We start from the raw sequence: 25,918 nt of genomic DNA, 5'->3' as shown, positions 1-25,918 counted from the left end.
ATACTACAGAATTCATGCGTTTAATGTTGTGTCCAGCCCCTGTATTTCAAGAGCGCTAGCGAGAGAACGCCTTGGCCAGAATACTCTGCTTGGCCGCATCGATTGGCAAGGCCGTATCGCGCAGGGCAATACCCTGCCAGCCGGCCCCCATGGCGGTGTAAAGCGCCACCGTATCATGTAGCCGCGCCGTGCGGGCCATGGCCTCGCGATCCTGAGCGCCCAGCAGCGTCCGCTGGGTGGTGAGCACATTGATGTAATCGGTCAGACCGGCTGCGTAGAGACGCCGCGCCCGGTCTGCGGCGAGGCCGCTATCGAGCGATGCCTGGTGAAGCTGGGCAACGTAGTGATCGTTATGCAGCCATGACGTCATCGCGTCCTCTACCTCGCGAAAGGCATTGAGGACGGTCTTCCGATAGGTCAGGCGGCTGGCTTCGGCGCGTGCACGTGCCTCGACCACCTGCGAGGTGAAACGTCCGCCATGCATGACCGGCAGGGTCGCCAGCATCATGAACGACCAGCTCATCGCATTGACCTGAAAGGCCTGATACATGGCCGAGGCGTTCGGATTGAACGTGAGCGGGATCGAGAATTTGGGATAGAGCTGCGCCACGGCCACACCGATACGCGCCGTCGCCTCGGCATAGCCACGCTCGGCTGCGCGGATATCGGGCCGATTGGCCACAACGATCGAAGGAAGCGTTGCGGGAAAACGCGGCATCTCCGGCAGGGAGGCCACCCCATTGGGTAAAGCTTCGAGTTCCGCCTTGAGGTCACCGGGCATGTCACCCAGCAGAACGCTCACGCCATGGCTCAGTGTGTCGATCTGGGCCTTGAACGGCTCGAGCGAGGCTGTCTCGCTATCGAGTTCGCTCTGGGCCTGAGCGATCTGCAATGTGTTGCCGATCCCTTCAAGGAAGAGCCGCTTGGTGAGGTCGACCTCGCTCTGCGCGTTCTTCACATTCGCCTGGGCGATCGAGAGGCGAAGCTGCGCCCCACGCAGGGAAACATAGGCGCGCATCAGATCGGAGAGCAGCGTCATGAGCGTGGCGCGTCGGTCTTCGATGCTGACATCGATGGCGCGCTCGCTCGCCTCGACCTCGCGCCGTATACGCCCGAACGCATCGATCTCCCAGCTTGCCTGGGCGCCATAGGTCAGAACCGAGGCCTCGGGACGGTTCTGGGGGTTCCCGGGGCGGATCGGCCAGTTATCGATGTTGATCGAGTAGCGACTGGACCCGCCCCCTGCATTCACATCAAGCTGCGGGTACCAGGCCGAGGCAGCTTCCTCGCGCATGGCACGACCGGCAATGATCCGCTGATCGGCAATGAGCAGATCGTAATTGCCCTTGATGGCCTGAGCGACCAGACGGTTGAGCAGCGGGTCATTATACTGCCCCCACCATTCCTTCATTTCGGCTTCGGTCCGGGCGATCTCCTCGGCTGTCGCGGCATGGTCGGTTTCCACGAAGCCGTCGGGCAGCTTCATCCGGTCGGGTTTGTAGCTGGGCCCTACTGTGCACCCGGCAAGCATGACGACGGAGAGGGCGAGGAGAGCAAGCCTATGTGGAAGAGAAACCATGATCAGAGATGATTCTGCAGCCATGTGGTCAGACGTCCCCGCTGTCCCTGCGGCGGCGTACCCACTGTCACCGTGCAGGTCATGCCTGCTGCCAGAATGACCTCGGGCGGGACGCGATCCAGGTGGATGCGCACCGGAATGCGCTGTGCGAGACGTACCCAGGTAAAGATAGGATTCACATCCTGCAGGCCCAGCTTGTCGGGGGAACCGTTCTGGTCATTGATGCCACGCGCGATCGAGACAACATGGGCAGGGATGATCTCGCGATACCCCATGAGCTTCACCCGGGCGACGTCGCCCACATGAACGCCCCACATCTTCGTTTCCTCGAAATAGGCGTTGATCCAGAAGCTGTCCGCGTCGATCACCGCCATGCGGGACTGGCCCTCATGCGCGTAATCACCCACGCGCAGATTGAGGTTGGTGACATACCCTTCGACAGGCGAGTACACGATGGAACGTTGCAGGTTCAGACGCGCCACATCGAGCGCGGCCCGCGCTGCATTGACCGCGTCCTCCTGCGTCTCGACATTCGAGTTATAGATTTCCTGCTCTTCGGCCGAGACGATGCCGTTCAGGCCCATACGACGCTTGGCATCGTTGCGGCGCAGTTTCAAATCCTCTTCCGCACTGGCCAGATGGGCCTCGGCTTCTCTGATAGCAAGGCGGAAACGGACCGGATCGATCACGAAAAGCGGGTCGCCACGATGGACGAAATCATTGTCATGGACCGGCACGCTCACAACGGTGCCCGAGACTTCGGGAGCTGCGTCGACGACATAGACGCGTACACGTCCGTCACGGGTCCAAGGGGCAATCATATAGGTTTCCCACAGCGTGTAGCCCAGCAGGAGCGTCACCCCGAGCACCGCGAAGGTCAGGAGGAGTCGGATCAGCGTACGGGCGAGCAGCACGGGAGATTATCCTTGGGCACAACGGAGAACAGGGGATTGGCGACCGGAAACCGCGCCGGGGAGGCAGGCAGGCACTTGAGGCGCGCAGCGCTGCCAGACGCAGACCCGTCAGACATAGAGCACCATCAGACAGAGCACACACAGATACAGTGCGACCTCGAACAGGGCGACATGCCAGAACCACTCGATCGCCCCGGTCCGCCATAGCAGGAAGCGGATAAACAGGGTTACGGGAATGGCGGCAAGCGAATAGACCGCGATGGGGGAAATGAAGACGCCGAAAAGATCGAATTCCGCGAGCATCGTCCTCCCTCATCCTTCCTGGGTCGATCGGCTGGAATCAGGAGGAGGAGAGCAGAGCCCAGTGGCATGGAAGGCGGATCGAGACACGCCTTGCCACCGGGGCGCAGACATCAGGTGGTCCGACCGATCCCGGATAAGCTCCAGACGACAGCCCGGAGCAGTGACAGGACGGTCATAGGGGAAACACTGCGCTGCCGCCAGCAGGCAAACCTGAATTTTAAATTAGGTTTCAGATAATGGCGGTCACAACACGGTCAAGGCGATCAACGCCGGGCGAAGATGTTCTTCAGGACGGTGAAGAGCTGCTTGCCGGTAAAGCGTCCAACCGGTCCGATCAGGAGGCCGGTGAGGGTGGAAAGCGCCAAGGTCTGCTTGAATTCCGCGAAGCGTCGATCACGACGCAGGCGCGCCTCGAATTCGACGGGGTCTGCAACATTGCGCGTCCCCAGCAGTGCAAAAATGATCACGAAAAGGAGATCGAGACCGAGCACCGAACATGCAGCGGCGAATGCAGAGAAATGCAGCACGCTATAGGCGAAAGCCCAGAGAACCGCGTGGAACGAAATCAGAGCAAAAAGGCCGAAAATGGCCGCAATGACAAAATAGGCGATACGGCGTCCGATCCGCATTGCCACACGCTGCATGACCTCGCCTTGAGCCTGCAGGGCCTCTTGCCCGACATCGATGACCTTCATGAAGATTCGCTAGCCTTTGACGTAAGAGCGCTTCGGAGGCGAAACAAACGGGATGGCCCGGCATGCACCAGATCACCCTGCCCGCCTCCGGAACGGGTTAAAACGAGAGGCCGCCTTGCTTCAGGTGGGAGACAGCCTATTTGGAGACACGGCCAGCAATAAAGCCAATGACCGCAGAAATCAAAACAGCGGCGAGCGGACGCGCACGGACGCGCGCCTCGGCGTTGTGCAACTGCACATCCTTGATCTCACGGGCGTTGGCGACCGCGTGATCTGCCCGCTCAGCGACATCGAGCAGCGCAGGATTGATACGATCCTTCAGAAGCTGCTCTAGCTGAGCCTTCAGCGTATCGATCTGGTCTTGGGCCGACTTGCTCGCAACATCCAGAGATTTCTTGACGTCTGATTTGCTCATGTCACAACTCCTTGCACGGTCGAAGCCGCAATTAGTGGTTCCGTAACAAACGCATGGAGGAGAGGCGAGGTTTCATGGCGATTTCGACGCAAGGCGGCAAACCTCTCCTGCTCCTTGACAATCTCTGCCTTTTCTATGGAAGCGAGGCTTTCACCCTATCGGTGACCGAGGGCGAAGCATTGAGCCTGATGGGAGAGGAGCCAGGGGTTCTCAGCCGCCTATGTGATATCCTCGCCGGGTTCGACAAGCCTGTGGGCGGGCGCATCCTGCTTGCCGGGCAGGACATGACGACCTGCCTCCCCGAGCGCCGTCCGATAGTCCTGGTTTCACCCCGTGACCCGGTGTTCGGGCATCTCGGCGTATCGGAGAATATCGGCTTTCCGCTGCGTGTGCAGGGCGCGCGCCCTGACACGCTCCACGCGCGCATCGCACGCGTCATGGCCCTGACAGGGCTGGAAGCCCTGGCCACGACGCGGGCCGATCGCCTGACGCCAGAACAGGCCCTACGCCTCAAGCTGGCACGCGCTCTGGCCTATGCCCCCGCGATTCTGGTGCTGGACGACGTGCTTTCCGGACTGGATATGCGCAGCGCAGCCAAGGCGCGGCAATTGCTTTCCACCCTTCAACGCGCTCTCGGACTGAGCATGATCTATGCCGCGCGGGGACGTGAAGATGCACTCTGGCTCGGGGGGCGTATCGCCCTGTTCGATCGGGAGACGCTCATTCAATGCGCCGACGCCGCCACGCTGCTCGAACGTCCGAGCGATCCACGCAGCGCGGGTCTGTTTGGCGAGGCCAATCTGTTGACCGGTCGTGTCCTCGCCATTGAGGAGGACATAGCCCGGGTCCATCTCGCCTGCGGTGGCGTGGTGGAAGCGATGGCTGACGAGGCGCTGGAAGAGGATTCCCTATGCACGCTCTGTGTGCGCCCTGACCGCATGACTCCTCTTTTCGGCACAACGGTAGCGGGTGATGATGACACACCGCCGCTCGTGGCGAGCATCCAGTCCGTGCTTCACGCAGGTGATCAGATTCGGCTCAGGCTGCGTCTCGCCGATGGGGCAGAGATCGACATGCGTCGCCCGCTACTGCAGTCCATGCGGGCTATCAAGCCGGGCGCCACGCTACAACTTGCGTGGCAGGCCAGTCAGGCTGTGGCCTTTCCCATGAAAGACGATCTATAAGAAGCGTTCTCACGCTTACCCAAGCCCGGAAAGGCCAGTTCCTGCACGCGTCACCTCCCCTCATGAAACCGGATGACGGCTCGCGTGGCACGCGCCTGCGCGCGACGTGGATGTTGCTGGTGACGCTCTGCCTCTCCGGTCTTGCCTGTCCTGCGATGGCGACCCCGCATCATACGCATCATGGCCCGCGTCATGCACGTGCAGCCAAGCCAGCGCGAAGCACCGCGCCTAAATCAGTCCTGGCTGTGGTCTCCGGGAGCATCGATGCCCATTCACTTCTGATGCCCGACCAGCCCTATCCGCTCAGGGAATGGGATGGCAGCCTGACAACGCTCCGCGATGCCGCCACGGCCCGCGTTTCGCCCTGGCTCGCGGCGATAGTAGATAACACCACGCTTTATGCTGCCTGCCGCGACGGGCTCGTGCAGAGCCTTCCCGCCCCGGCCCAGCCTGCGTCATCCGCACCTACGCGCAATAACGTGGCCTCACCCTGCGGCATTCAGGCGGGGGAGGAGTCGATCGTGCTTGCCTGGGACAGGGGACGCTTGGGCGATGCTGCGCCGGATTGGGGAGACTTCTGGGATATTGCACGCCATCCCGGCAAGCGCGCGCTGCGCCTCGACCCGCGTGGGACGCTCGAAATCGCCCTCATGGCCGATGGGGTTGCCCCAGGAGATGTCTATTCCGTTCTCGGCTCACCCGCCGGAGTGGACCGCGCCTTTCGCAAGCTGGAACAGCTCAGACCCTATCTGGTCTGGTGGCGCACCCCTGAAGAGGCAAGCCGCATCATGAATAGCGGCGCGGCGCTCATGCTCTCGACGCCTTATGACCGACTGGCGGATCTGGGGCCACGGATCTCCTTCGCGGCACAATGGCGCCAATCACTGCGCCAAAGGCTTTCCTGGGCGATCCCGCGCAACGTTCCGTCCGAACAGACCGACGCAGTGATCAGAATGCTGCGTGACCAGACGCCCCTGCATGACGACACCCAGGATGCACCCCAGGACGGGCGCGATGCCCGCATTCTGGCCATGAGCGACACGTTCTGGGCGCTTAATTTCGACGCGTTACAGAAACGGCTTCAGGCCTGGCTGACCTCCGCCCCATGAGTGCCGATATGCTTTGCTGTCTTGGCGGCGCTGTGCTCGGCATCGGTCTGTTGCTGGCCATTCGCCCTGCACTTGCAACACTTTTCCCGCTGCTGCTCCAGTTGGGCGCCACAGGCATTTTCCTAGGCGGAGTCTGGGCGCACCATGCGCTGGCGGCACGCTGGGGCCATGGATCCTGGGCACTCGCCGGGTTTATGATGGCTCCGCTCTGCCTGGTGCCCGTCACGCTGCGCCTCTCGGGGGAACGCGTTGCCGGGGCCAAACGCGCGGCATCTGGTCTTGGAGCAGGCCCCTCCGCGAGACTGCGCCATCTCTGGGCCCCTCTGCTGCGCCTGCCTGTTGCGCTCTCCTGTGTGATTCTGGCCATCGGGGTCGCGCTGTGCTTCCTCACACCCCCTCATGCCCATGTCTGATACGCCCCGCCCTTTCTGGCAGACAGTCTCACTGGCGGATATGACCCGTGAACAGTGGGAGTCCCTTTGCGACGGCTGCGGCAAATGCTGCCTGCACAAGCTCCGCGACGAGGAAACGGATGCCATCTATTTTACCAATGTGGCTTGCCGACTACTCGATCTGAAATCATGCCAGTGCTCGAGTTACGCCGCGCGCTTTCGCAAGGTGCCGGATTGCGTGTCCCTGACGCCGGAGGTTCTGGCGGATATCGATTGGCTCCCGCCGAGCTGCGCCTATATCCTGATACGTGACGGGCAGGATCTACCGGAATGGCATCCTTTGCGTTCCGGCTCCGCTGCTTCGGTGCATGAGGCAGGCATATCCGGCAAGGGACGTATGATCAGCGAACGCGATGCCGGGCTGCTTGAAGACCATCTTGTAGACTGGCCTGCCGAGATCCCGGCAGGGGTGGCGCGCAAGCGGCGAAAACGCACCCGACGGCGCTGATGAGTGACAGCACCTGCCCCGTCTTGTGGCGTCGCACCAAACGGGCAAAACGCCTCTCCCTGCGCATCGACCCGGCACGGCGACAGGTGGTCGTGACCTATCCGCATACAGTTTCGCTCAAGCGCGCTGAGGCTTTTCTCGACGCGCATAGGGACTGGGTAAAGGACAGGCTGGCTGATTTACCGCCCAGCTTCATTGTGGCGCCTGGGGCGAGCCTGCCTGTGGCAGGGCGGCCCGTGACGCTTGTCCATGCGCCAGAGCAACGCCAGCCTGCCCGCCTGCAAGACAAAAATCTCCTGATTGGCGGGAACCTCGAGCGTTTCGAACAACGCGTTCTCTGTTTCCTGAAAAAGCAGGCGGGGTTGAGCCTGCCAGGCGAATTACTCTTGCTCGCGGCACAGATGGGTTGCACCCCCAGCGCCATCGCATGCAGCAACGCCAGATCTCGCTGGGGGAGTTGCACCCGCGCAGGGCGGATCATGCTCAACTGGCGCCTGGCCCTGATGCCTGAATCAGTACGACGCTATGTAATGATTCACGAGCTCGCGCATATGACCCATTTTGACCATAGTCGCGCGTTCTGGGCTCATGTCGATCGCTTTCACCCGCACCGACCTGACGCACAGACCTGGCTTAAGACACATGGAAGCGCTCTGCTGGCCCTGAACTGAACCCGAACCCGAGCCGGTGATCGCCGGGGGATTTTCACTCCCCTCCCCCCGTGCTAGAGCCAGAGCCGTGCTGTGCGAACTTGGCGGAATGGTAGACGCACGAGACTTAAAATCTCGAGTCCGTAAGGGCGTATGGGTTCGAGTCCCATAGTTCGCACCACATAAAGCATTGAAATTATTGTGTTTTTCAGGTTCCCGCAACCTGAACCCGGTGTTTTGCTACATCCGGGTGCCCCATCATGGCCTTCCAATGCTGGTTCGACGCCCTGCCGGATATGTTTTCAGACGTGTCATTCCGACACATCTGCGTGAGCTGATGAGACGACGCGAGCTCTGGGTCACGCTCGACACGAACGACAAATCGCTTGCAAAAAGCCGGGCCTGTGCAATCTCTCTGGCCACGGACAGGCTGTTTTCAGGAGTGCATCGCGTGACGCAGGAGCTCTTTCAGGACATCAATGATTCACTGAGAGAGAGCGTCGATGACCAGCTCCGGCCTCTGCTCGACAGTCTCATCTCTGCCTATGAGAGCGAGTTGTCAGCGCTACGGTCCCAGTATCGCGTCATGAATGCAGAACACCTGCTCCATCGTATGCGGGACCACAAGCAGTTCATGACCTTCGTCGAGACAGCGAAAGAGTCCGTGGAAGAGCTTCAGACCATCGTGAAAAACTCTCCCGCATTCGACGTGCAGGAGAAGATGTCTGCCATCCTCGGCCACTTCAGCAATATCGAAACCTGGACCAAGCCGAAGGAGCCGGACAAAAGCCCTCTGTTCTCCGAAGCAAGCGAGGCGTTCATCCTCGCCTCCTCCCAGAAATGGAAGGACGCCGACTTCAGAGGTTATCGCAATGTCATCAGGCGCTTTCTCGAAGTCTGCGGAGACAAGGAGATACGCCTCTATACTGGCGCCGATGCCGGACGGTTCAAGGAGGTGATGGAGAAGCTCCCGGAATACCACGGCAGAAAAAAGAACGACAAAAGGACCGCCCTCGAACTGGCGGAGGAATCGACCCGGCTCAAACTCAGGACGGTCTCAGGCAAGGCCGTCAAAAACAACTTCTCACGCCTGTCTGCCATCTGGCGCTTTTATCTCCTGCGTGACCTCGTGGACAGAAACCTGTTCACAGGCTGGTCATTCGACACGAAGAAAAAACTCCGGCGCATCCGCTGGAGTGACGAGCATCTTGCCCGACTGGCGGAAGCCCCTTTCGAGATTGCCACATCCATTTCAAAGGAGACGTTTGGCTTCATCGTTGGTGTCGGCGCCTATACGGGTATGCGGGTGGAGGAAATCTGTCGCCTACGCAATCAGGACATCATGACCCTCAGGGGCATCCCCTGCATCGTCATTCAGGAGCATGAGGCCACAGAGGGAGAACCCTGGACCGAATGGAACCCCAAGACCGAAGCAGGCACACGCGTTGTTCCTGTCTGTCAGCGACTGATTGACGAGGGCTTTCTCGATTTCGCCATGCGCTCGAAACAGGCGGGTCATGCCTATCTGTTCCACGAGCTGAGTTTTTCAGGGAAAGACAAGAGACGGTCGGGGCTTTTTGGCAGAAACTTTTCGACCCACAAAAAGAGGCTGGGAATCCCTGCCACGATGGTTTTCCACTCCTTTCGTCACTACGTCTCCACCAAGCTTCGCAATATCCATGAACATGGCGAGGGTGGTCTGCGTGACGTCTGGATTGATAAGTTTCTTGGACATGAAGGGCAAAGCCGTTCGGTCGGCATCAAGGAATATCTCGATGAAATCGAGGTCGAGAACCTGAAAAAGGTCGCCGATGCTGTCGTCTATCCCGAGTTCTGGCGCATCAAGGCCCTACAACAATAGACAGACAGGTTGTTCGTATCGCTGACGAAATATACCGCATCCAAACAAATACGCCCATTCGGGTGCTATACTCCCACCTACAGCCAGAATTAACCCAGACCGGCTGTACGAAGGAGTATCAGGATGATTTGCACCGCTGACAGACAGTATACATCATTTATCGCATCTCCAGGCTTTGCATGGGGAATGCGTAGGATGATGTGCAGTATGAAGAGATAGAGAGTTATATAAAAACCGACAGGCCAGATATCTGGCGCAGGCTGTATCCCCTGCATGGGTTCTATAAAGACCAAATCATACGAATAACCGCAGAAAACTGCGTCTTTCTCGCCTGCTATGAAGAGGCCGAACAGGTCGCCCGTGAGGTTATCGCATGGGTTGAAACACAGCCAGACGACCTGGTTTCAGGCTTCGACCTCCTCTCTCAATCTCACGCCGAGCTGAAGGAACTCAGACGAATCACCGGGCGTGTCTTTACACGCAAGGCGAACAGGTTACGGCGCAATCTCCGCAGGGCTATCGGCCTGCTTCCGGAACACGACGACGTTCAGCAGGCATTCGATAACGCCAGAACCGCAAGCGCCAAAAGCTTCATTATCATCTTCGATGCAGAACACCCCGAACGAAGCCTGTCAGCTCATGATTTGCGCCAGTTCCATCTTCGCAGGAGCTATGCGGTAAATCTTGCCATAGCCGATGGCATCCATGACCTCGCAGTCAACTTCCTCAACTACGCCGGATTATTCCTGACCCTCACCCTGCCGGGAGAATACCGCAACTGCTCCTATGAACAGGCCAAGGCTGAAATCGGCAGACGCTGGAAGCGTGTCAGACGCAAAGCCCGACACAGGGATATTCTCCTGCTGGGTATGACAGCGCTGGAACTCCATGAGGATGAAACACCACATTATCATATCCAGCTCTATGTCTCCCCTGAACACAGGGCATGGGTCGAGGAACAGATACTCGATGCGTTCCCAAATGAATGCGACAGGCGTGATGAAGCCATCAAGGATATCCGTGATGTCGCCAGAGCCTCACGTTACACGACCAAGGACCATGGCAAGCCTGAAACCAGCCTGACCTTCATCGGACTGAGGAAAGACATCAAGCGCCGATACCGGGGGGTGTACGAGGGCAAGGACACCAGCGCTCTCTCTGAATGGCGTATCAGTAGAGCCAGACAACTGATGAAGCAGAAGACATCTGGAGGGGCTGTTCTCCTGCTTCTGCGTGGGTTTGCTGATGAGAGACTAAACAGGCTGTCAGCTCGCCATCCTGATTCCCATTATGCCGAAAGTGATATCCAGAGACTGCAAACCATGTTCCTGCATACCCTGCATTTCAGAGTGGTGAAGGACTTCAGAGAGAAAAACACACCCCAGGTTGCCAAGATTTCAAAGGAGCTGAAGCAGGAGAACACCGTCTTTCATTTTGGTCCTGTTCCAACTTGTTTATATAAGAACCAAGAAGGTGTTCGAGCTTCTAGCCCGCCTTGCGAATGTATGGGCTCCAGAGGACAGCCTCCTCCAAGCCCTCCTCAGGAACACATCCCCGACCCATCCTGTTGAGGGAAAATACTTAGCGAGGCCCGCTGAAGGCAAGCCGACGTGCCTTGTGAGCGATCAGTAAAGCCGTGATTGCAAACTGCAGGAGGAACATTATTAGGACAAAAAGCACTAAATCATGCAGATAGGAGTATTCAAACTCTTGTCCAAACTTTGAGAGATTCTTGACATTTCTTAGGTGATATAAAGAAGTAACAAGGAAAAATATTGATTGGCACCAAATGAATGAGATCATAGCGGTCAATATAGAGGAAATTTCCTTAAGTATTATGTGCCTTGCTATGCGTTCGCTGGGAACGACGAGATACAGCAGTCCCGAGAGGATCACCACAACCGCCATCATCCAAATCGGCTTTAAATAAAAATTCTCAGGTGATCCGATAATTTTATTCGCAGTACCATAGTAAAATAGTCCAATCTCATTGCAAACTGCCACCGATGCTCCGAGCACTCCCCACAGCGACAGTTTTACAGAAAAACCGATCCAAGATTCCTTTACGTATTCGCAATCAAAATCAAAGATACTGCCCAGCTCTCTTTTGAGATTCTCATACGCAGAAATCACAGTTCCATCCCTCACGCTGATCGCATCTGCCTCTTTATAACATTTTTGTATCGAAATGATACCAACTTCAGCGTCTCAAAGAGTCTCCTTTGCACAACCCCGTTCCACAATAGTTCTCGGAAACGAGGGCACACCATGAAAACGGAGACATTACACATCAGAGTCACACCGGACGCACGAAAAAGACTGATACGTAAGGCAGGCACACGCAGGATCTCGGTCTGGTGTCGCAGGGTTCTGCTAGACGAACTGGCTGGAGGGATTTCGATTGCACAGGAGCTTCTGGCCCTGCGTCAGGAACTCTCTGCCATAGGGAATAACCTCAACCAGATTGCTAGGCGCATGAATAGCGGGGAGCAGGTGGAGATCACCTCCAAGCTTCCTGAGCTTGATGACCTCAAAGCCCGCATCAATCGCGTGCTGGGGAGGGTCAGATGATACTCAAGAGCAACCCCATCAAAACCGCATCTGGTTCCGGCGCCATCTATCATCACCTCGTCGAGAAAACCGGCGACAATGAACGCATCCATGTCTGGAAAGGCAGACGTCAGGACATAGAGGACTGCATTGCGGATGCCACGGCTTTTGGTCGCGTCAATGCCGTCCAGCACTTTCAGCTCTCATCCCGCGAGAAACTAACCACAGAGCAGTTTGCAGACTGCATCACCATGCTGGCGCAGGAGTTCGGATTCAAAGCGTCCGATGTTGCTCTTGCGGTCATCCACACCAAGACACGTCACGATAACGAGGCCGATAACCGCCACTGTCATATTCTGGTCCGCACCACGAACCCCGAGACAGGCAAGGTTCTGGACGTGTCACACCGTTATGAAAGACAGGAAAAAGTCGCCCGTCTGTTTGAACTGAAGCATGGACTGGCGCTGACCAAGGGACGCCACAATTTGGCTGTGTATCACGCAGTCCCGGAAGAACATCGGGAGAGATTGCAGGTGCTCTGTGAGGGGGCTCTTCCAAACTCCGTCCTCTCCGACCCACAATCCAAACGCAGTCAGAGACAGGGAGCCAGACCCTTTGACATCAAATATGTCCTGCGTGACCTCTATGCCGGAAGCACAGACTGGCAAGCCTTCCAGAGTGCAATATCTTCGCAAGGCTGGTCTCTGATGGCAGGAGACAAAAAGCCCAACGTGGTGCTTCTCAAAGACGAGCATGGCGTCATCGTGGGCTCACTGTCCCGCCTGCTGGGTGTTCGCAAATCAGAGTTCAGCGCCTTTGTTCTTGGTCACGAAACGCCTGAACAGAGCGCGATACGTCAGGGAGGTAGGGAAGACATAGCCAGCCCTGGCCCTCGTGACACATCACGAGACCCAACTGGCAAGGGGGAAACCCCCGTTGACCCCTCTGCTGTTGAGGATGGAACACCTTCACCGGACCCACGCAACTCCTCTGAGGATTCCGTCAGCACGACCCTTGAACCAGCAAGCGGGAGAAAAATATCAGGGCCTGTCCTGAGAACCGGCGCCATCACTCGGAGTGTCGCAGGGACTGGAACCATATCTGCGTCATCCCCTAAGACACGCGCCAGTATTACCAAGGGCATGACACAATCAGAGGTGCAGGCCGTCATTGATTTCAACGAAGCGCAGGCAGAGAAGGAACAGCAACTCCGCGACCATTTGCATGGCCAGAAGCGTTTCGCTGACCTGCTGACCGAGCTGGTCGAGAGCTTCCAGTCCCGCTGGTCTCATCTCCCTGCTGAACCTCATCCCGACCCAAAATCGCGTGATACAGCGTATATCAGGGCTGGCCATGAGAAGCGCCTGACTGGAGTGAGACAGAACTGGCTGGATGCAGAATCCCGTGTGACACTCTGGACGCCATGGCACAGGGCAGAAGCCCGCAAGGCCAGAGCCGTCTTCGATGAGGCGTTGGAGACTCTGGGCTATCACCGACACGATATCGGCAAACTCGATATGAGCGATGACAGCAATTTTTCATACGCCATGAAATGGATAGCGGACTGGATTGTTCGCAGTCGCGAGCACAAGCACCGCGACTGGATGAACCTGCATGAGGTGAAAGACTATCTGAAGGAGAAGCAGGCCCTGAAAGAGGTTCTGGCCTATCTCGCAGACACACAGGATGGCGAGGTCATGCAGATTGCCTGCATCAACCTTCTCTCTGCCAAGGCCCGCGTCAGCACATTGCGTCAGAGAGCAGACAGAGGGGCGATGGAGACACATGATGTGCAATCAGGCACAGGCGGAGGCGACAGAACACGCAATGCCTCACATACGCCTTCTCCAACCCGTCCCACATCAGCCAGTCCCCGCCCGTCCCTGTCTGGCATCATGGGCATTGTGTGAGAGGACAAGTTAGCCGAGGGGATAACTCCCCCCGGATGAGAGCGTCAAAGCTCGGGCTTCAGCGATGACGCCTTGCCCAATTTCGCATCCACGGATGCATTGAGTTGCTTGAGCAATTCGCTCGCCACCATGCGTTCAGCCCGCATGTCGTGCAGGTCGAAGCTGATATGACCGATATTGGCCGGATTGCCTGACACGCCTTGGAGACGCACCTGCAACAGCCCGGTCTCTCCCGGCACGTCATAGGTCGAAATGTCTTCGCTTCGGGGCGAGACCGCGTGGATTACCCCCTCGACCTCCTGACCTGCCATATTGGCATAGAGCTGGCGACTGGCTTCCCCATAGGGGCCGGGAACTGGCAGATGCAGACCGTATTTCCCGGCGACTTCCTCCTGCAATGTTGCAAAGGTCGGAGCGCTGTCCGGAGCGAAGGAGACATTCCGCTCTATCTGCGTGACCACCGACCCCATCACAGGAGCGGAAAGCGTTATCTCGATGGTGTCATCGCCTTTGGAGCATTGCATCTGCCGCGGGAAGAACTGCGTCTCGACATGCGCGCCTTTATAGGTGGTGGAGATAGCCGTGTTCACGATGTTCGGGTCACGCAGGCACCAGCTCCTGAGACTCTGCGTGGCCTTCTCCTGCGTCATACCCAGAGACAGACCAAGGATACTGGCACTCCCCAGACGATTGCCCAGAGGCATGTAGGAGAGCGTCTGTTTCAGATGCACCCCACCATTATCCTCGGGAGGCTGGGCTGACCTGTCCGACAGGCCGAGCAGTTTGCCACAGGCAGGGCTTATCATGCCCTGATTTCGCGCCATCATGCATTCGGTCATGGTCTGGGCCCGCGCCGTGACAGGCATCGTCAGGACGAGAAGGGCGAGTGCGTGTTTCATGGTCATTGTCTCACCCCGCTACCACCGCTGATATGCTTGACGGCAAAGCGATGGGACTGGACGATGTTGTTCTTCAGCGTGACATCGAGGGATTTGCTCTCATTATTGGTCCGTGTGCCGATGAAGCTGAGGCCGACTGCCTCCTGAGCCATGGAAAGACCATCCTCACGGCCAGACGTATAGGCGTAGCTCCAGATGGTGGCCCCGTTCTCCTGAGAAACTTCGGAGGGCGCACCGAAACGACGCTGGACCTCATCACCAGTCGTGACACCATCATGGATGGCGCTATCGACCTCAGAGGCGGTGAGGTTTTTCATCGACGCATCACCAGCCGAGGCACAGGCGGTGAGACCCGCAAGCACGAGCAAAGAGAGCAGAGAACCGAAGGGTCTCATGAGATGTCAGTCCTTATGTAGGTGGGGAAGAAAAAGACGGGGCGCCGGAACGGCAAAGCCAGCCCCTGTGCGTCAGGCCGAAAGCGACTGTTGAAGCTCTGGGTCATTCGCGACGGCTTTCTGAATGACGGAGAGAGCTTCGCTCTGGTTGTCCCGTATCATCCGCAGGCGATGCATGGCGCCGATAGCGACCAGAACCAGACACACGCACAGACCTTTGAAAAAGGCGCCAGCACCAGCGTCGCTGTAGGTGAGCGGGAAGTACAAGGAGACGCCGAACACCACAGCCAACACGGCAAGATATTTCAGGGTCAGGCGCTTGATGCCATGGAAGCTCAGCGCACCAGGTAAATCCACCGGATTGGTCCAGAGTTTCTGGAGCGTCCGGTTATGCATCACGACGTGACCCGTTGTGGTTTGACCACCGAGGCCCGCCCAGAGAACACGCACCTCCTGACCTTCCCGCAGGGGATAGTTACCCCTCCCCTGCCACTCACGGCCTGAGGGCGAAATGACCCAGAAGCTCTGGTGATGGGTGGTATGGACGTTGACCCTTGGTGCATCCACCTGAAGACCGCCAGGCCCGCAATCCCTGACCTGTCCTCCCGAGGTTGTGGTGTGGGTCTCGGTCCATGACCGCAAACCGCTGACCCGTCCCTGGATTCCGTAAATCCAAACCTTGCGACCGAAAATCTCGATATCCATCCCGAGGGTATTCCTCCCGATAAACAGGGGAAAAACAGACGCTCATTCCGAACAGAATGAGGCCGTCACACACCCTGTGCAGTGCTGAACCTGCCCCCAGGATATCCCGTAAACACCTGATTCTGTTACGATAATGGGAGGATGGCGAAACCGGGTGCAGACGTACCGAAAAGCTGTCCCGCAATGACAGGACGGGAATATGGGAAAATATGGCTATGCGAGAGTAAGCACATCGCGACAACAGACAGACAATCAGGTCACGGATTTGCTCCGTGAGGGCGTGAACGAGGACAGCATCGTGACCGAGACCATCTCGGGGGCGACCTCATGGAAGACGCGACCGGCGCTCAGGAAACTAGTGCGGAAGCTCCACGCGGGAGACACGCTGATTGTCGCCAAGCTGGACAGGCTGGGGCGTAACGCACTGGACGTGCTGACCCTTATTGATGTGCTGAAAAAACGAGGTGTGGCGGTGCGTATCCTCAATCTCGGCATTGATACGTCAGGCGCCGGAGGCAAGCTGTTCCTGTTGCTCCTCGCAGGCTTTGCGGAGTTCGAGCGCAACATCATCCGCGAGCGTGTGATGTCAGGGCTGGAGACGGCGAAGGCCAGAGGAACACGTCTGGGAAGGCGCCCCTCCCTGCCCGAAGAAGACCTTGCTCAGGCCAGACGCCTCAAGGCGCAGGGGCTGTCAGCAAGGGAGGTCGCCAAGCTCCTGCACGTCTCCAAGATGACGGCATGGCGCGCCATGAACTCCTGAAAACCGTATCACAAACCCCGTCCCATAATTGCATGACCGGACTCACAGCCATGCAAAAATGAACTATTCCCAAAACAGGTGTTTTTGAGACGGTAAAGTCTCAAATGAAGAGAAACAGCAAAATGTAGACCTAGCCTCCGAAGATCTCATAACCGACAAAATGCCCCTTCCCTGCGGCCAACTGGTTTAGACTGACGGTCGTGCGAATCATCTATTTTCTGATAGCGCTTTATCTATTTTTTAGTATATGTTATTTACATAAGATTTACATTTACCAAGCGTACTATATGGTGATTAGATAATTATTTACCAATAAACATCAAGCCTTATCAAGATTGACTAGGGTTTATATTTGTGACGCCACACATATATTCCAATTTTCATTCAATGATAATTGTCTCAATAATCCCCGTAAAAAGAAGCATCTGGATCAATATCCCCAAAGTCTACCCATACACTTGATGGTTCGAGTTCAAAATTTGAAATAAAAAATGAGCCGTCTTCTTCTTTCTCAAAATCCACAATCGCTGTTGCCTCCAGTGTTTCTGTGACTTGCTCTTCGCTCCCAGTCAAAGGGATCAATTCGTGATCGATGGAGTCCCAAACACTTAGCAAAAATTCGCCATTAATTTCAGCCTCCAGTATAAACTTCACACTCACGCGAACTAGGTCCAATTTTGATTCTAAAATCAGTATTCCATCTGGGGATTCAACATTAGCCTCCCAAGAAAGAAATTTGACACTGTAAGTAGTTAATTCAAATTCATACGGGCTATTCCCGTCAGCTTCAATGGTGATTTCGTCAGTGCTGGAGTTGAGAAAATTGAGGATTAACTGGTCTCCATGGGCCAAGTATGCCTCGCTTGCCTCGCGAAAATAGGCCTTGATAAGTCCTTTCAATCCTGTCGTGCTTTCGAGAAGCTTGGATATTCCGTCAGAAAGGTCCTCTACAACGTCAATAAGGTGACTTTGTTCAGCAAAGAGCTCCCAGTCCTTATCCCCACTTACCGCTATGATCCTTTTGCCCTCTTGATGAGCCCACTTCTCGAGACTGAGCAAGGCTATCGCGTCCGGGAATTCGTGCTTCTTATTTTTTAAATTCGTTGAGAAAGGAGGGAGAGAAGCCGTATATCTACGATATAATTCAGCGGCTGACACCGGATCCGCAGGCAATATCTCAGCATCGATATCAGAAATAAACTTGAAAAACCGGTTCTCCGCAATTTGTTCAGGAGATAGAGATATCAAATCCGGAATGCTGGCTTCTGAGGAAATCAGGTTGAATTTCTGCACTTTTTTGACGGCGTTGATGTATTTTTCCTTTGCGTCTGCAATCACCGGAATCATATGACGCTTTATTTCCTCCGCCACCACATCGGAGATAACTACCTTGATCCTACCATCATGAAACTGACGAAACGATGCTAAGAGAGGACCATCAAAATTGAATGCTTGCCGCTCTATAGTCTGTGTATCGAAGGTGATAGCGTCATATTGCGGCATCAGGTGAGCCTCTAAAAATGCAATTTTTAAACAGTTATCACGTCTGCTGACGTCTGGAACAAGTTTTTTGTAGACTCACACTCCACACCTAAATCGTGATGCCTCCTGCTCTTTTAGCTGGGAAAGGTCTAAGTTAGATCCAATTTTTCATTCAATTGTGACGAACAAGAGCCACGTCAGCTCAGCAACGGAGAGCGCCTCTCTGACATTTACTGCGAGAAAGACTAGCACCTGCGTGCTCCTACCCGGATGAGCAGACGGGAAGATCGAGGAAGGAACCAAGTGACTAATGACAAACGTGAAAAGCAAAGAACTGATATCTACATGCGCAATACCTACGGCCGACCATTCTACTACTCATGCCGATAACTCCCGCATTGACGCGGCACCTTGAATCAAAATATTCATAATACTAACCGTCCAAATCTTCGTCAGATAAACCCAATATTGATGTTTTCGATTTTTATCTATCAATACGAGGAAGAGTTCGTGAATTCGCTCACCAACCCCGCACCCTAGCAAAACGTATCAAGCATCCCTGTGCGCCTCGAGAGATCCGATAAAGTCGAGTGATGGCGCTTTCTTAGTATATTTCCGCCCCACGACGAGATCACTACCTTCCAGCTCTGGCGCAATCTTCGATGTGGTAAAAATTACTTGGTGAATATGCGCACTCTGCGAGGAGCGCGAAACCAACAAGCGTTGGAAATTCCATGACCGCTCCTCTACCATCCCTTTATCCTCTATGTTGTCCAAAAGCATCCACCGCGGGAGACAAAAATCAGCATCAGTCATCGACGAAAGCAGAGTCGCCGCAGCGAAACTATTTTTGAGAACAACCATGCCACTCGCGCTGCCTGCTCTGTTCTTATCATTGTTGACAGCGACCCAATCCTCGGCAAAGCTGAAATTGACGTAATCGACTTTACCGAAGTCGGAATGCTCCTCTAGGTCGTCGTCGAGTAGCCCCTTGGCGGTGTCCGATATCATCTTATATGCAGAGTGTTTCCTCTGCTCTTGGGAGAGTCTAATCGCTTCAATCTGGCGTTTTAAACGATTCATATCAGCGTTGAGATTTTCTTTCTGTTGCGATAGCGCACTGATATTGCGTCCCAGCTCTAATCGTTTTTGCAATACCTCTAGCTGGCTATCAATGAAGCCTGCTTTGCGGCTCAGAGTGGCAATGTTGACCTCACGCTCGCTTGCCGGCCCTGTACGTGACACTTCGATCGTAGTTGTAATCCGGCGCAGTTCAACCTTCGCGATGCGCAGGTTTGTAGTCATGGTTTTCAGTTCTGCACGTCGTTGCTCCTGTAAAACAGCTGACTCGCGCAACTGCATTTGCAGATCGAGCTTGACAGCCAATGTGCGTGAGTCATTAGCACCGGGCTTGTGCGGCTCGTCACACAGCTGACAGTGACCAGTTGCTTTCTCCTTCACAACTGCAAAGCAGGCTGGACAAAAATCGAAGTCGAGCCGGCCCAGAGCAGAAAAGGTTAGCGCTGCGTCGTTAAAGTCGCGCAAAGAATTGTCTAAATGCTCTAGAAAAGCATCGGCATCGGCAATTTCGTACTCTAGTGTCTCAATCGCATCGGTCAAATCCACCACTTTGCGACGGCTTATACGAAACGATTTCAGGGCCTCCGCCTGGGCCGCTGTCAGTTCCCGCATCACCACGCCATCATCTTCGTCGTTGCTGAGCTTTTCGATTGCAGCGAGCAGGGTCGCGCGCTCTTGGCTTGCGGAGGCAATACTTGTCTCGATATTATCGACCAAGATGTTTTCACCGTATCCCGAGGCAATTGCCATCAGGTTTGTCAGTGTCGCGGACACATCCTTATGTTTCTTCTCTACTTCCCGAAGCAAGATTTGTTTGTCGTAAAGCTCGTACCCGCCGACGCCAGCCAACAACTCGCCAATAGCTTGGCGGGTCTGCCAAGTGTCCCAACGATCGACGCGAAAGATGCGCTGGATAGGCGTAAGTTGGTCGACATATAGAAATCGCAGAATTTGATGCATTGTCAAATTACTGGCGCCATCACTGATCGCCTCGGGCAGTCCGATCGCCCGGAAGAGGATTTGGCTGAAACTGTAATCACTGTCGGGTCGGCTATATGAATAGCGCCGCCAAAGATCAGTCCCGGCAGCCAGTGCCTGATCCATAGGGCCGAAGTATATGTCCATCGGTCGCGCAGCGTCAGGCGAAATGTAACGTTTGGTTGTGATGGTGCCTTGCGGCGTGGTTAGTTGTAGCATGACCGCGTCCGCTCGCGATGCGTAAGGCTTCCACTCGCGAAGATCGCCGCCCAGACCGAAGAAGATAAAATCTGCGAGAGTCGATTTACCCGAGCCGTTTGACCCATGAATTATGTTTACTCCGCGATGAAAGCGCTCGTCGTAAAGCACGTTGCTCGCTTGATAAACGAGCATGCGGTCGACAATCAGTTGACTTCTCACGTAAATGAACCCCTCACTGGCACGCCAGCTCTTTTGAAGATATTGTCTGGGCCGCTTGCAGAGATCGTAGCTATATCATTCATTAGGAATTTCATTAGTGCGGCTTGAGCGGCGTTCTCGGCATGCACTCGATTAAGCAAAAGGATGGGAAGCTGGTTTGAGTCTAGCGCGGCATAGTGATCACGTAGAGCGTCTCGATCAAGCAAGCTACGACCAGCCAACTGCTTGAGCGCCGTCGACTGGTACAATTGCAGGTCCTGCCAGATAGACGCAGTACTAGGTAGACTAATAAAAAGCTTCTTTATAGGTGGCAGATGCAAAGCCCGCAATTTATCCCGCACAGTTGATGGCAACTTCATTCGTAAAGAGAGTGACGGATACATAAGAAGCATGTCGAGCAGACGCAATTGAGCAACCGGTAGCTTATCGTGTTTCCACGTCAACAAACGGATCATACGAAAGGCGCAATGATAAGGATCTCGAGCTGCGTGCCAAATACGAAGCTCGGTCATTTGTCCCAGCTCACATGACAATTACCTGCAAGATAGCAAAGCGCGTTATCTACGAGTGCCAAGGAAATCTCGGCACCCGGATTGGAAAACTGTTGAGCACACGGATCTAACACTTCCGACTGAATGGCATAGTCGACTTGTTCCAGCGACGCTCCCTCGCTGATACGCCGGCGTACATGCCGGCTAAACCGACTTTCTATGGCGCCTAATAGTTGCATATAACGAGTTACCGCCGAGGGTTGTGCTATGTGGCGATGGAGCACCATCGCGAAACGCTCCTTGCGCCGGGTGGCATCACCAATCTGATATCCGCGATCCGCATCACGCAGTTTTTGCGCAAGCGAGCGACGATCATCCGATGCGACTGTAGTAAAATAGGCGAAGTCCTCAAGGATATCGGATGTAATACCGTCGGGCACTCTGTCATCAGAGGATGATACGGGAACGCCGGGAGTGGCTAGTGCATGAGCATACGTACACTCCGAGGCTGAATGAGACGAGAGAAGGGTCGTGCTAGAGGAATTTGTGTCATTGATGGCAGGCGTCGTAACCACCTCGAGGCTGCGACTTGGTGAAAGTAGTGAGTGCAAGAGCTCGCAGACTGACCGATACACCAGAGACTGCTTCGACTCAGGCTTACAGATCTTAATATGATCGGCCTGAACCGCGATAGGCTCGGCACCGTGGACGTTGGGGTTGGCGGTGACTCGATCAACGATTTGGATACCCTGCGTTTTATCAGTCTCGTAGAAAGGCCGGACTACAACCCTCTCGCGCACAGCGAAACTTGAAAAGAAGGTATTAAGATCTATGAGATTGTCGCTGCTGTAGGCGAGTTGCTGCGCAGCTCTGCTTTTGAACGGCCGCAGTATTGTGTCGAACGTCTTGGCCAAGCTTGCGCCCTGATGTGGGGTCCCCAAAAAAACGACGGCGCGTACCTTTTTTGCGAGATTTTGAAAACGACTATCCGCGGACTCGACACACCGGCGAAGCATCTGCTTGACGATAAGGCCTCCTAGGCTATGGGTAATGAGCACAATCGCCTTTGCTGGGTGCGGCAGGCTGATGAGTCCATCAGCGAGAATACTCGCGAGGTCTTGGATCGATGCCCCGCTACCAAGTAAAAAACTGGCGAAAGCACCGGAATCGTATCCAGCAAGGTGCACGTTCGCGGAGTCGAACTCATCGGCAAGCCACTGAGGCCAGAAGGCACCATTTTCGGCCTTCCAAGTTGTCTCGAATCCTCCGGACAAACCATGAACAAACACAATATCTAATGCCGCAGATGATAGCGCTTGATCAGTCCCGGCCGCGAAAACCGACGTGAATCCCCTAATACCCACTATCGCTCCTGTCCCCCATAAGTGGAGAGATACTGTAACCGCGGTGCACGCTATCAGGCTAGCCTACAAGAGACCACGAGGTAAAACTCGTCTATCAGCTACGGCTTTACGTTTGAAGGTGCCCCTCTGTATCCCAAAGGCTGCGCCCGTCGTCGAGAATGCAGTTAGTTACGTCGTGTCGCTGGCGCGAGCGCGACCTCCGACCTGCGAGATTTCTGTGGTAGATTCACAGCTAGAAGGCGGGGCAGCGCCGCGCACAGCGTAAGACCGATTTATTCCGACACCGTCTCCGAACCGGGCCATCCGCTATCGAACTCGTTTTCGTTTTCAATTCAAAACATCAGACAGCAAGGTATCGCTACAACCATCCAAGGGGTTGGCACTATCAGAGATGACATGATGGGAAGCCTGACGTTGAACCTCCTCGCTTCCTTTGCCGAGTTCGAACGCGCTCTCATCATCGACCGCACCCAATCTGGCAGGAAGAGAGCCATGGAGAGTGGCGTGAAAATGGGCAGGAAACCCACGCTCAGCAGACAAGCCCAAGAAGCTATCCGCAGGCGCTATGGAGAAGAGACCGGGACTGCTTTGGCCAAGAAGTATGGGGTCGGACTGAGAACCATTCAGCGCCTCACGACATGTATTTGACGCTTGAGGATGTAGCAAACTCTGCTACACTATCACGCAACATCGCTTGAGAAACATGGTTGTTTTTCAGTGCCTTATCTTGGTGCGTTTCGAACCTGTATGGTTTCGAGTCCCATAGTTCGGACCACTATCCCATTGAAATTGATAGGTTTTTTGGCTCTCAACGCGTCAAACCGGGAGTTTCCCGGAATTCTTCCCAGAATGGGAAATTTTGATGCTGCGTCTGATAGGGTCCCGCTACCATTTTCGCAGGGCCGTGCCAAAGGATATCCAGCCTCTCATGGGGCGGTCCGAGATCTCCCTTTCGCTTGATACTTCGGCTAAACTCGAGGCTCGCAGACGGGCGGCGCAGCTATATGACCGAACCGGACAGTTCTTCGACAAGGTGCGCGCCATGAGTGACTCGAAAGACCGACCGCCCACACCGGACGAGATCATCACTTTTTATGAGAGCTTCGTTCGCGATACCGAGTCTGCCCATGCCATCGAAATGCGCCTGCTCGAGCTCAAGCATGAGAGGGAGATGACAGAGGTTCAGGTACGCTTCCTCGAGTTCAACAACCTCGTGACGCATTTTCTCTCTATCATCGGCCCCTATCTTGCCAAGGATACCGAGCGGCTCGAAACGATGCGGAAAATCGTGAAGAAGGATCTGCCTGAAGCGCGTGCGGAGGCCGCCAATCTGGCCGCTCAGGTCAATCTCCTTAAAAGCATCGTCGTCGACATCGGAACGGCAAGTAAGAGCGAATCTATCGCCCCAGTGCCGCTGACTGCTGAACCAGACCCGCGCGGAACAACCACACCAAAGAAAAAGCTGGCAAGCTCCGGCTCCCGCTCAAAGCTTCTGACGGTCAGCATGGCTGCGGAGCGTTTTATTTACCCGGATACCAATCGCTCAGAGGATACGAAACGCGGCACGCGCAAAGCGCTTAACCTGTTCATCGATGCCTTCGGCGACATGGAGGTCGAACGGATTACCGGCGAGACCGCTGGCGAGTTCCGTGATCTCCTCTTCCGTCTTCCCTCCACCCACGGCAAGGAGCGCAACGGTCGTTCGATCCGTGACGAGGTCGCGCGCGCTGAAACCGAGAAGCTCGAGACCATCAGCGCCAAGACGGTCAAGAACCACTTCTCTCGTCTCTCCGCTCTTTGGGCGCTCCTGTTGCAGCGTGATCTGGTGTCACGCAATGTCTGGGCGGGCTGGGACTACCATGTCACGAAGAAGGTCGAACGACGCTGCTTCAGCGATGCTGAGCTGGCGCAGCTCAGTACAACACCATGGTCGAGCCGCACGCCCTCTGCACGCCCTGCAGCCGCGATCATCAATATTGCTGCCTACACAGGTATGAGACTCGGTGAGATCTGCAACCTGCGAGGCGCCGACATTGGGAATATTGAGGGTGTCGCATGCTTCCAGATCCGCCCGAATGTCGAGACTGGATTTTCCCCGAAGACACAGACTGGCACACGCATTGTACCAATCCACCCTGAGCTGACTGCAAAGGGTATTCTGCCTTTCATGAAGCCTGATCAGGTCTGGCTGATGCCGGATCTGGTCGTCACTAAGAAGGGCGTCCGCTCAGCGAGCTTCTCTCAGGCCTTCGCGCGTCTCAGAAGGAGAGCCGGACTTCCTAGGGAAGTCTGTTTCCACAGCTTCCGGAACACAGTCTCGACTAGGCTCAGGATCCATTGATTTGGGGGGGGGGGGTAAATCAGATTCAGGCTCCCTGAGGAGACTGAAGATGAGCGACCTGTTTTGGCTGACGGACGAGCAAATGGCGCGTTTGGAGCCGGTTTTCCCAAGGAGCCATGGCAGACCGCGTGTTGAAGACCGGCGTGTATTGAGAGGGATCATCTTCGTGAACCGCAACGGGCTGCGCTGGCGGGATGCTCCGCGAGAGTATGGCTCGCACAAAACGCTCTGCAATCGTTGGAAACGTTGGGGCGCCATGGGGATCTTTGCCCGGATGATGGATGGTCTGGCGGTCGGCAGATTGGATCACCAGACGATCATGATGGACGCGACTTACCTGAAGGCGCACCGCACGGCTTCCAGCCTACGGATAAAAAAGGGGGGCCAAGCCGCCTGATCGGGCGGACCAAAGGCGGCATGAACATGAAACTGCTCGCGGTGACAGACAGGAATGGCCGCCCGATCAGGTTCTTCCTGACGGTAGGCCAGACCAGCGATTACACCGGGGCTGCCGCCCTGTTGGACGATCTGCCCGCTGCAAAGTGGCTCCCGGCTGATCGCGGTTATGATGCCGACTGATTCAGGGACGAGCTGGAGGAAAAGGGGATCAGACCCTGCATTCCAGGCCGGAGATCCCGCACGACGCCAGTGAGCTACGACAAACGCAAAACCGGCGCCGCAATCGTATCGAGATCATGTTCGGCCGGCTCAAGGACCGGAGGCGCGTCGCCACACGCTACGACAGATGCCCGACCGTCTTCTTCTCAGCCATCTGCCTCGCCGCTACCTTCATGTTGTGGCTATGAGTCCTTAGCCTAATGGGCCTCATACAATGTTAGGCTGCAACCGAGCTCCTAAAACATGCCACCGATAATCGGGGTACATGTTCCAATCAATCCCTATAACCCGCGTAACGGCAGCATTCAGATGATA

General features: G+C 55.7%; 25 protein-coding genes, 1 tRNA gene and 1 pseudogene. 14 read left to right on the top strand and 13 right to left on the bottom strand.

The genetic code is table 11. The features are described 5' to 3' along the window. Positions 1–55: 55 nt before the first annotated feature. From C0V97_RS13890 to C0V97_RS13870, 5 genes are all read right to left on the bottom strand, one after another. Positions 56–1,579 (bottom strand): efflux transporter outer membrane subunit, encoded by a 1,524-nt coding sequence (locus C0V97_RS13890; protein ID WP_127103260.1) that lies wholly within the window; start codon positions 1,577–1,579, stop codon positions 56–58. Between the two features lie 2 nt (positions 1,580–1,581). Next, entirely contained in the window at positions 1,582–2,493 is a 912-nt protein-coding gene (locus tag C0V97_RS13885; protein ID WP_127103170.1) for an HlyD family secretion protein, read from the bottom strand. Positions 2,494–2,601: 108 nt separating this feature from the next. Further along, positions 2,602–2,796 (bottom strand): DUF1656 domain-containing protein, encoded by a 195-nt coding sequence (locus C0V97_RS13880; protein ID WP_127103169.1) that lies wholly within the window; start codon positions 2,794–2,796, stop codon positions 2,602–2,604. A gap of 263 nt (positions 2,797–3,059) precedes the next feature. Continuing rightward, on the bottom strand, positions 3,060–3,491 hold the full coding sequence (locus C0V97_RS13875; RefSeq protein ID WP_127103168.1) for a phage holin family protein: 432 nt from the start codon (positions 3,489–3,491) through the stop codon (positions 3,060–3,062). 136 nt (positions 3,492–3,627) lie between these two features. Beyond that, positions 3,628–3,906, bottom strand: a complete 279-nt coding sequence (locus C0V97_RS13870; protein WP_127103167.1) for a hypothetical protein — start codon at positions 3,904–3,906, stop codon at positions 3,628–3,630. 74 nt (positions 3,907–3,980) lie between these two features. On the opposite strand from C0V97_RS13870, the gene C0V97_RS13865 reads away from it, so the two are divergent. The 8 genes from C0V97_RS13865 to C0V97_RS13830 all read left to right on the top strand — a co-directional run bounded on the left by C0V97_RS13865 (position 3,981) and on the right by C0V97_RS13830 (position 11,181). Then, on the top strand, positions 3,981–5,090 hold the full coding sequence (locus C0V97_RS13865; RefSeq protein ID WP_158625426.1) for an ABC transporter ATP-binding protein: 1,110 nt from the start codon (positions 3,981–3,983) through the stop codon (positions 5,088–5,090). 62 nt (positions 5,091–5,152) lie between these two features. Continuing rightward, the gene (locus C0V97_RS13860; RefSeq protein WP_233582178.1) at positions 5,153–6,199 is read left to right on the top strand and encodes an extracellular solute-binding protein; all 1,047 of its coding nucleotides are present in this window, start codon (positions 5,153–5,155) and stop codon (positions 6,197–6,199) included. After that, complete coding sequence (locus C0V97_RS13855) at positions 6,196–6,612, top strand: hypothetical protein (protein ID WP_127103165.1); 417 nt, start codon at positions 6,196–6,198, stop codon at positions 6,610–6,612. Before C0V97_RS13860 ends, C0V97_RS13855 begins: the two co-directional genes overlap by 4 nt. Beyond that, positions 6,605–7,099 (top strand): YcgN family cysteine cluster protein, encoded by a 495-nt coding sequence (locus C0V97_RS13850; protein WP_127103164.1) that lies wholly within the window; start codon positions 6,605–6,607, stop codon positions 7,097–7,099. The genes C0V97_RS13855 and C0V97_RS13850 overlap by 8 nt, the downstream gene beginning before the upstream one ends. Then, positions 7,099–7,770, top strand: a complete 672-nt coding sequence (locus C0V97_RS13845) for a M48 family metallopeptidase (protein WP_127103163.1) — start codon at positions 7,099–7,101, stop codon at positions 7,768–7,770. Before C0V97_RS13850 ends, C0V97_RS13845 begins: the two co-directional genes overlap by 1 nt. Before the next feature lie 74 nt (positions 7,771–7,844). Beyond that, positions 7,845–7,930 (top strand) — tRNA-Leu (locus C0V97_RS13840). A gap of 90 nt (positions 7,931–8,020) precedes the next feature. Continuing rightward, entirely contained in the window at positions 8,021–9,610 is a 1,590-nt protein-coding gene (locus C0V97_RS13835) for a DUF6538 domain-containing protein (RefSeq protein WP_127103162.1), read from the top strand. A gap of 200 nt (positions 9,611–9,810) precedes the next feature. Next, positions 9,811–11,181 carry a hypothetical protein gene (locus tag C0V97_RS13830; protein WP_127103161.1) on the top strand — a complete coding sequence of 457 codons (1,371 nt, stop codon included), beginning with the start codon at positions 9,811–9,813 and terminating at the stop codon, positions 11,179–11,181. Positions 11,182–11,191: 10 nt separating this feature from the next. Here the strand turns inward: C0V97_RS13830 and C0V97_RS13825 are convergent, their stop codons facing one another. Continuing rightward, positions 11,192–11,743 carry a hypothetical protein gene (locus C0V97_RS13825; RefSeq protein ID WP_127103160.1) on the bottom strand — a complete coding sequence of 184 codons (552 nt, stop codon included), beginning with the start codon at positions 11,741–11,743 and terminating at the stop codon, positions 11,192–11,194. Positions 11,744–11,878: 135 nt separating this feature from the next. Here C0V97_RS13825 and mobC point away from each other — a divergent pair, with 135 nt between their 5' ends. Together mobC and C0V97_RS13815 are read left to right on the top strand one after the other, a co-directional pair. After that, a complete protein-coding gene (gene mobC / locus C0V97_RS13820) occupies positions 11,879–12,181 on the top strand; it encodes a plasmid mobilization relaxosome protein MobC (RefSeq protein ID WP_127103159.1) in 303 nt (100 codons plus the stop codon). Further along, entirely contained in the window at positions 12,178–14,070 is a 1,893-nt protein-coding gene (locus tag C0V97_RS13815; RefSeq protein WP_127103158.1) for a relaxase/mobilization nuclease domain-containing protein, read from the top strand. The genes mobC and C0V97_RS13815 overlap by 4 nt, the downstream gene beginning before the upstream one ends. A 44-nt stretch (positions 14,071–14,114) precedes the next feature. Here C0V97_RS13815 and C0V97_RS13810 read toward each other — a convergent pair whose 3' ends face one another. The 3 genes from C0V97_RS13810 to C0V97_RS13800 form a co-directional block, all read right to left on the bottom strand. Then, positions 14,115–14,975: a hypothetical protein gene (locus tag C0V97_RS13810; RefSeq protein WP_127103157.1), complete on the bottom strand. Its 861-nt coding sequence runs from the start codon at positions 14,973–14,975 to the stop codon at positions 14,115–14,117. After that, positions 14,972–15,364, bottom strand: a complete 393-nt coding sequence (locus C0V97_RS13805; protein WP_127103156.1) for a hypothetical protein — start codon at positions 15,362–15,364, stop codon at positions 14,972–14,974. Before C0V97_RS13805 ends, C0V97_RS13810 begins: the two co-directional genes overlap by 4 nt. Before the next feature lie 72 nt (positions 15,365–15,436). Further along, positions 15,437–16,069, bottom strand: coding sequence for a hypothetical protein (locus C0V97_RS13800; protein WP_127103155.1), 633 nt, complete (start codon positions 16,067–16,069; stop codon positions 15,437–15,439). Between the two features lie 199 nt (positions 16,070–16,268). Between C0V97_RS13800 and C0V97_RS13795 the strand changes: the two genes are divergently transcribed. Next, a complete protein-coding gene (locus C0V97_RS13795) occupies positions 16,269–16,829 on the top strand; it encodes a recombinase family protein (RefSeq protein ID WP_127103154.1) in 561 nt (186 codons plus the stop codon). Between the two features lie 399 nt (positions 16,830–17,228). On the opposite strand, the gene C0V97_RS13790 is transcribed toward C0V97_RS13795, so the two are convergent. From C0V97_RS13790 to C0V97_RS13775, 4 genes are all read right to left on the bottom strand, one after another. Then, on the bottom strand, positions 17,229–18,332 hold the full coding sequence (locus C0V97_RS13790; protein WP_127103153.1) for a PIN domain-containing protein: 1,104 nt from the start codon (positions 18,330–18,332) through the stop codon (positions 17,229–17,231). Between the two features lie 528 nt (positions 18,333–18,860). Continuing rightward, positions 18,861–20,789 (bottom strand): AAA family ATPase, encoded by a 1,929-nt coding sequence (locus C0V97_RS13785; RefSeq protein WP_127103152.1) that lies wholly within the window; start codon positions 20,787–20,789, stop codon positions 18,861–18,863. Next, complete coding sequence (locus C0V97_RS13780; protein ID WP_127103151.1) at positions 20,786–21,301, bottom strand: ABC-three component system middle component 5; 516 nt, start codon at positions 21,299–21,301, stop codon at positions 20,786–20,788. Before C0V97_RS13780 ends, C0V97_RS13785 begins: the two co-directional genes overlap by 4 nt. Beyond that, positions 21,298–22,644 carry an ABC-three component system protein gene (locus tag C0V97_RS13775; RefSeq protein ID WP_158625425.1) on the bottom strand — a complete coding sequence of 449 codons (1,347 nt, stop codon included), beginning with the start codon at positions 22,642–22,644 and terminating at the stop codon, positions 21,298–21,300. The genes C0V97_RS13780 and C0V97_RS13775 overlap by 4 nt, the downstream gene beginning before the upstream one ends. Positions 22,645–22,848: 204 nt before the next feature. Here C0V97_RS13775 and C0V97_RS18965 point away from each other — a divergent pair, with 204 nt between their 5' ends. From C0V97_RS18965 to C0V97_RS13760, 3 genes and pseudogenes are all read left to right on the top strand, one after another. Further along, a complete protein-coding gene (locus tag C0V97_RS18965; RefSeq protein WP_370265752.1) occupies positions 22,849–23,292 on the top strand; it encodes a recombinase family protein in 444 nt (147 codons plus the stop codon). 214 nt (positions 23,293–23,506) lie between these two features. Beyond that, a complete protein-coding gene (locus C0V97_RS13765; protein WP_127103149.1) occupies positions 23,507–24,985 on the top strand; it encodes a DUF6538 domain-containing protein in 1,479 nt (492 codons plus the stop codon). Between the two features lie 49 nt (positions 24,986–25,034). After that, a pseudogene (locus tag C0V97_RS13760) lies at positions 25,035–25,791 on the top strand (IS5 family transposase). The last annotated feature ends 127 nt before the right edge of the window (positions 25,792–25,918 follow it).

This window comes from Asaia sp. W19 (genome assembly GCF_003994335.1).
Lineage (GTDB): Bacteria > Pseudomonadota > Alphaproteobacteria > Acetobacterales > Acetobacteraceae > Asaia.
This window is presented reverse-complemented; position numbering and strand designations above follow the sequence as displayed.

Bases quoted from the DNA above. Each gene is read 5' to 3' on its own strand.
- C0V97_RS13880 (WP_127103169.1), bottom strand. From the start codon at position 2,796: ATGCTCGCGGAATTCGATCTTTTCGGCGTCTTCATTTCCCCCATCGCG.
- C0V97_RS13815 (WP_127103158.1), top strand. From the start codon at position 12,178: ATGATACTCAAGAGCAACCCCATCAAAACCGCATCTGGTTCCGGCGCC.
- C0V97_RS13795 (WP_127103154.1), top strand. From the start codon at position 16,269: ATGGGAAAATATGGCTATGCGAGAGTAAGCACATCGCGACAACAGACA.
- C0V97_RS13890 (WP_127103260.1), bottom strand. From the start codon at position 1,579: ATGGTTTCTCTTCCACATAGGCTTGCTCTCCTCGCCCTCTCCGTCGTC.
- C0V97_RS13805 (WP_127103156.1), bottom strand. From the start codon at position 15,364: ATGAGACCCTTCGGTTCTCTGCTCTCTTTGCTCGTGCTTGCGGGTCTC.
- C0V97_RS13790 (WP_127103153.1), bottom strand. From the start codon at position 18,332: ATGCCGCAATATGACGCTATCACCTTCGATACACAGACTATAGAGCGG.
- C0V97_RS13860 (WP_233582178.1), top strand. From the start codon at position 5,153: ATGAAACCGGATGACGGCTCGCGTGGCACGCGCCTGCGCGCGACGTGG.
- C0V97_RS13765 (WP_127103149.1), top strand. From the start codon at position 23,507: ATGCTGCGTCTGATAGGGTCCCGCTACCATTTTCGCAGGGCCGTGCCA.
- C0V97_RS13855 (WP_127103165.1), top strand. From the start codon at position 6,196: ATGAGTGCCGATATGCTTTGCTGTCTTGGCGGCGCTGTGCTCGGCATC.
- C0V97_RS13810 (WP_127103157.1), bottom strand. From the start codon at position 14,975: ATGACCATGAAACACGCACTCGCCCTTCTCGTCCTGACGATGCCTGTC.
- C0V97_RS13800 (WP_127103155.1), bottom strand. From the start codon at position 16,069: ATGGATATCGAGATTTTCGGTCGCAAGGTTTGGATTTACGGAATCCAG.
- C0V97_RS13780 (WP_127103151.1), bottom strand. From the start codon at position 21,301: ATGACCGAGCTTCGTATTTGGCACGCAGCTCGAGATCCTTATCATTGC.
- mobC (WP_127103159.1), top strand. From the start codon at position 11,879: ATGAAAACGGAGACATTACACATCAGAGTCACACCGGACGCACGAAAA.
- C0V97_RS13845 (WP_127103163.1), top strand. From the start codon at position 7,099: ATGAGTGACAGCACCTGCCCCGTCTTGTGGCGTCGCACCAAACGGGCA.
- C0V97_RS13850 (WP_127103164.1), top strand. From the start codon at position 6,605: ATGTCTGATACGCCCCGCCCTTTCTGGCAGACAGTCTCACTGGCGGAT.
- C0V97_RS13835 (WP_127103162.1), top strand. From the start codon at position 8,021: ATGCTGGTTCGACGCCCTGCCGGATATGTTTTCAGACGTGTCATTCCG.
- C0V97_RS13870 (WP_127103167.1), bottom strand. From the start codon at position 3,906: ATGAGCAAATCAGACGTCAAGAAATCTCTGGATGTTGCGAGCAAGTCG.
- C0V97_RS13865 (WP_158625426.1), top strand. From the start codon at position 3,981: ATGGCGATTTCGACGCAAGGCGGCAAACCTCTCCTGCTCCTTGACAAT.
- C0V97_RS13875 (WP_127103168.1), bottom strand. From the start codon at position 3,491: ATGAAGGTCATCGATGTCGGGCAAGAGGCCCTGCAGGCTCAAGGCGAG.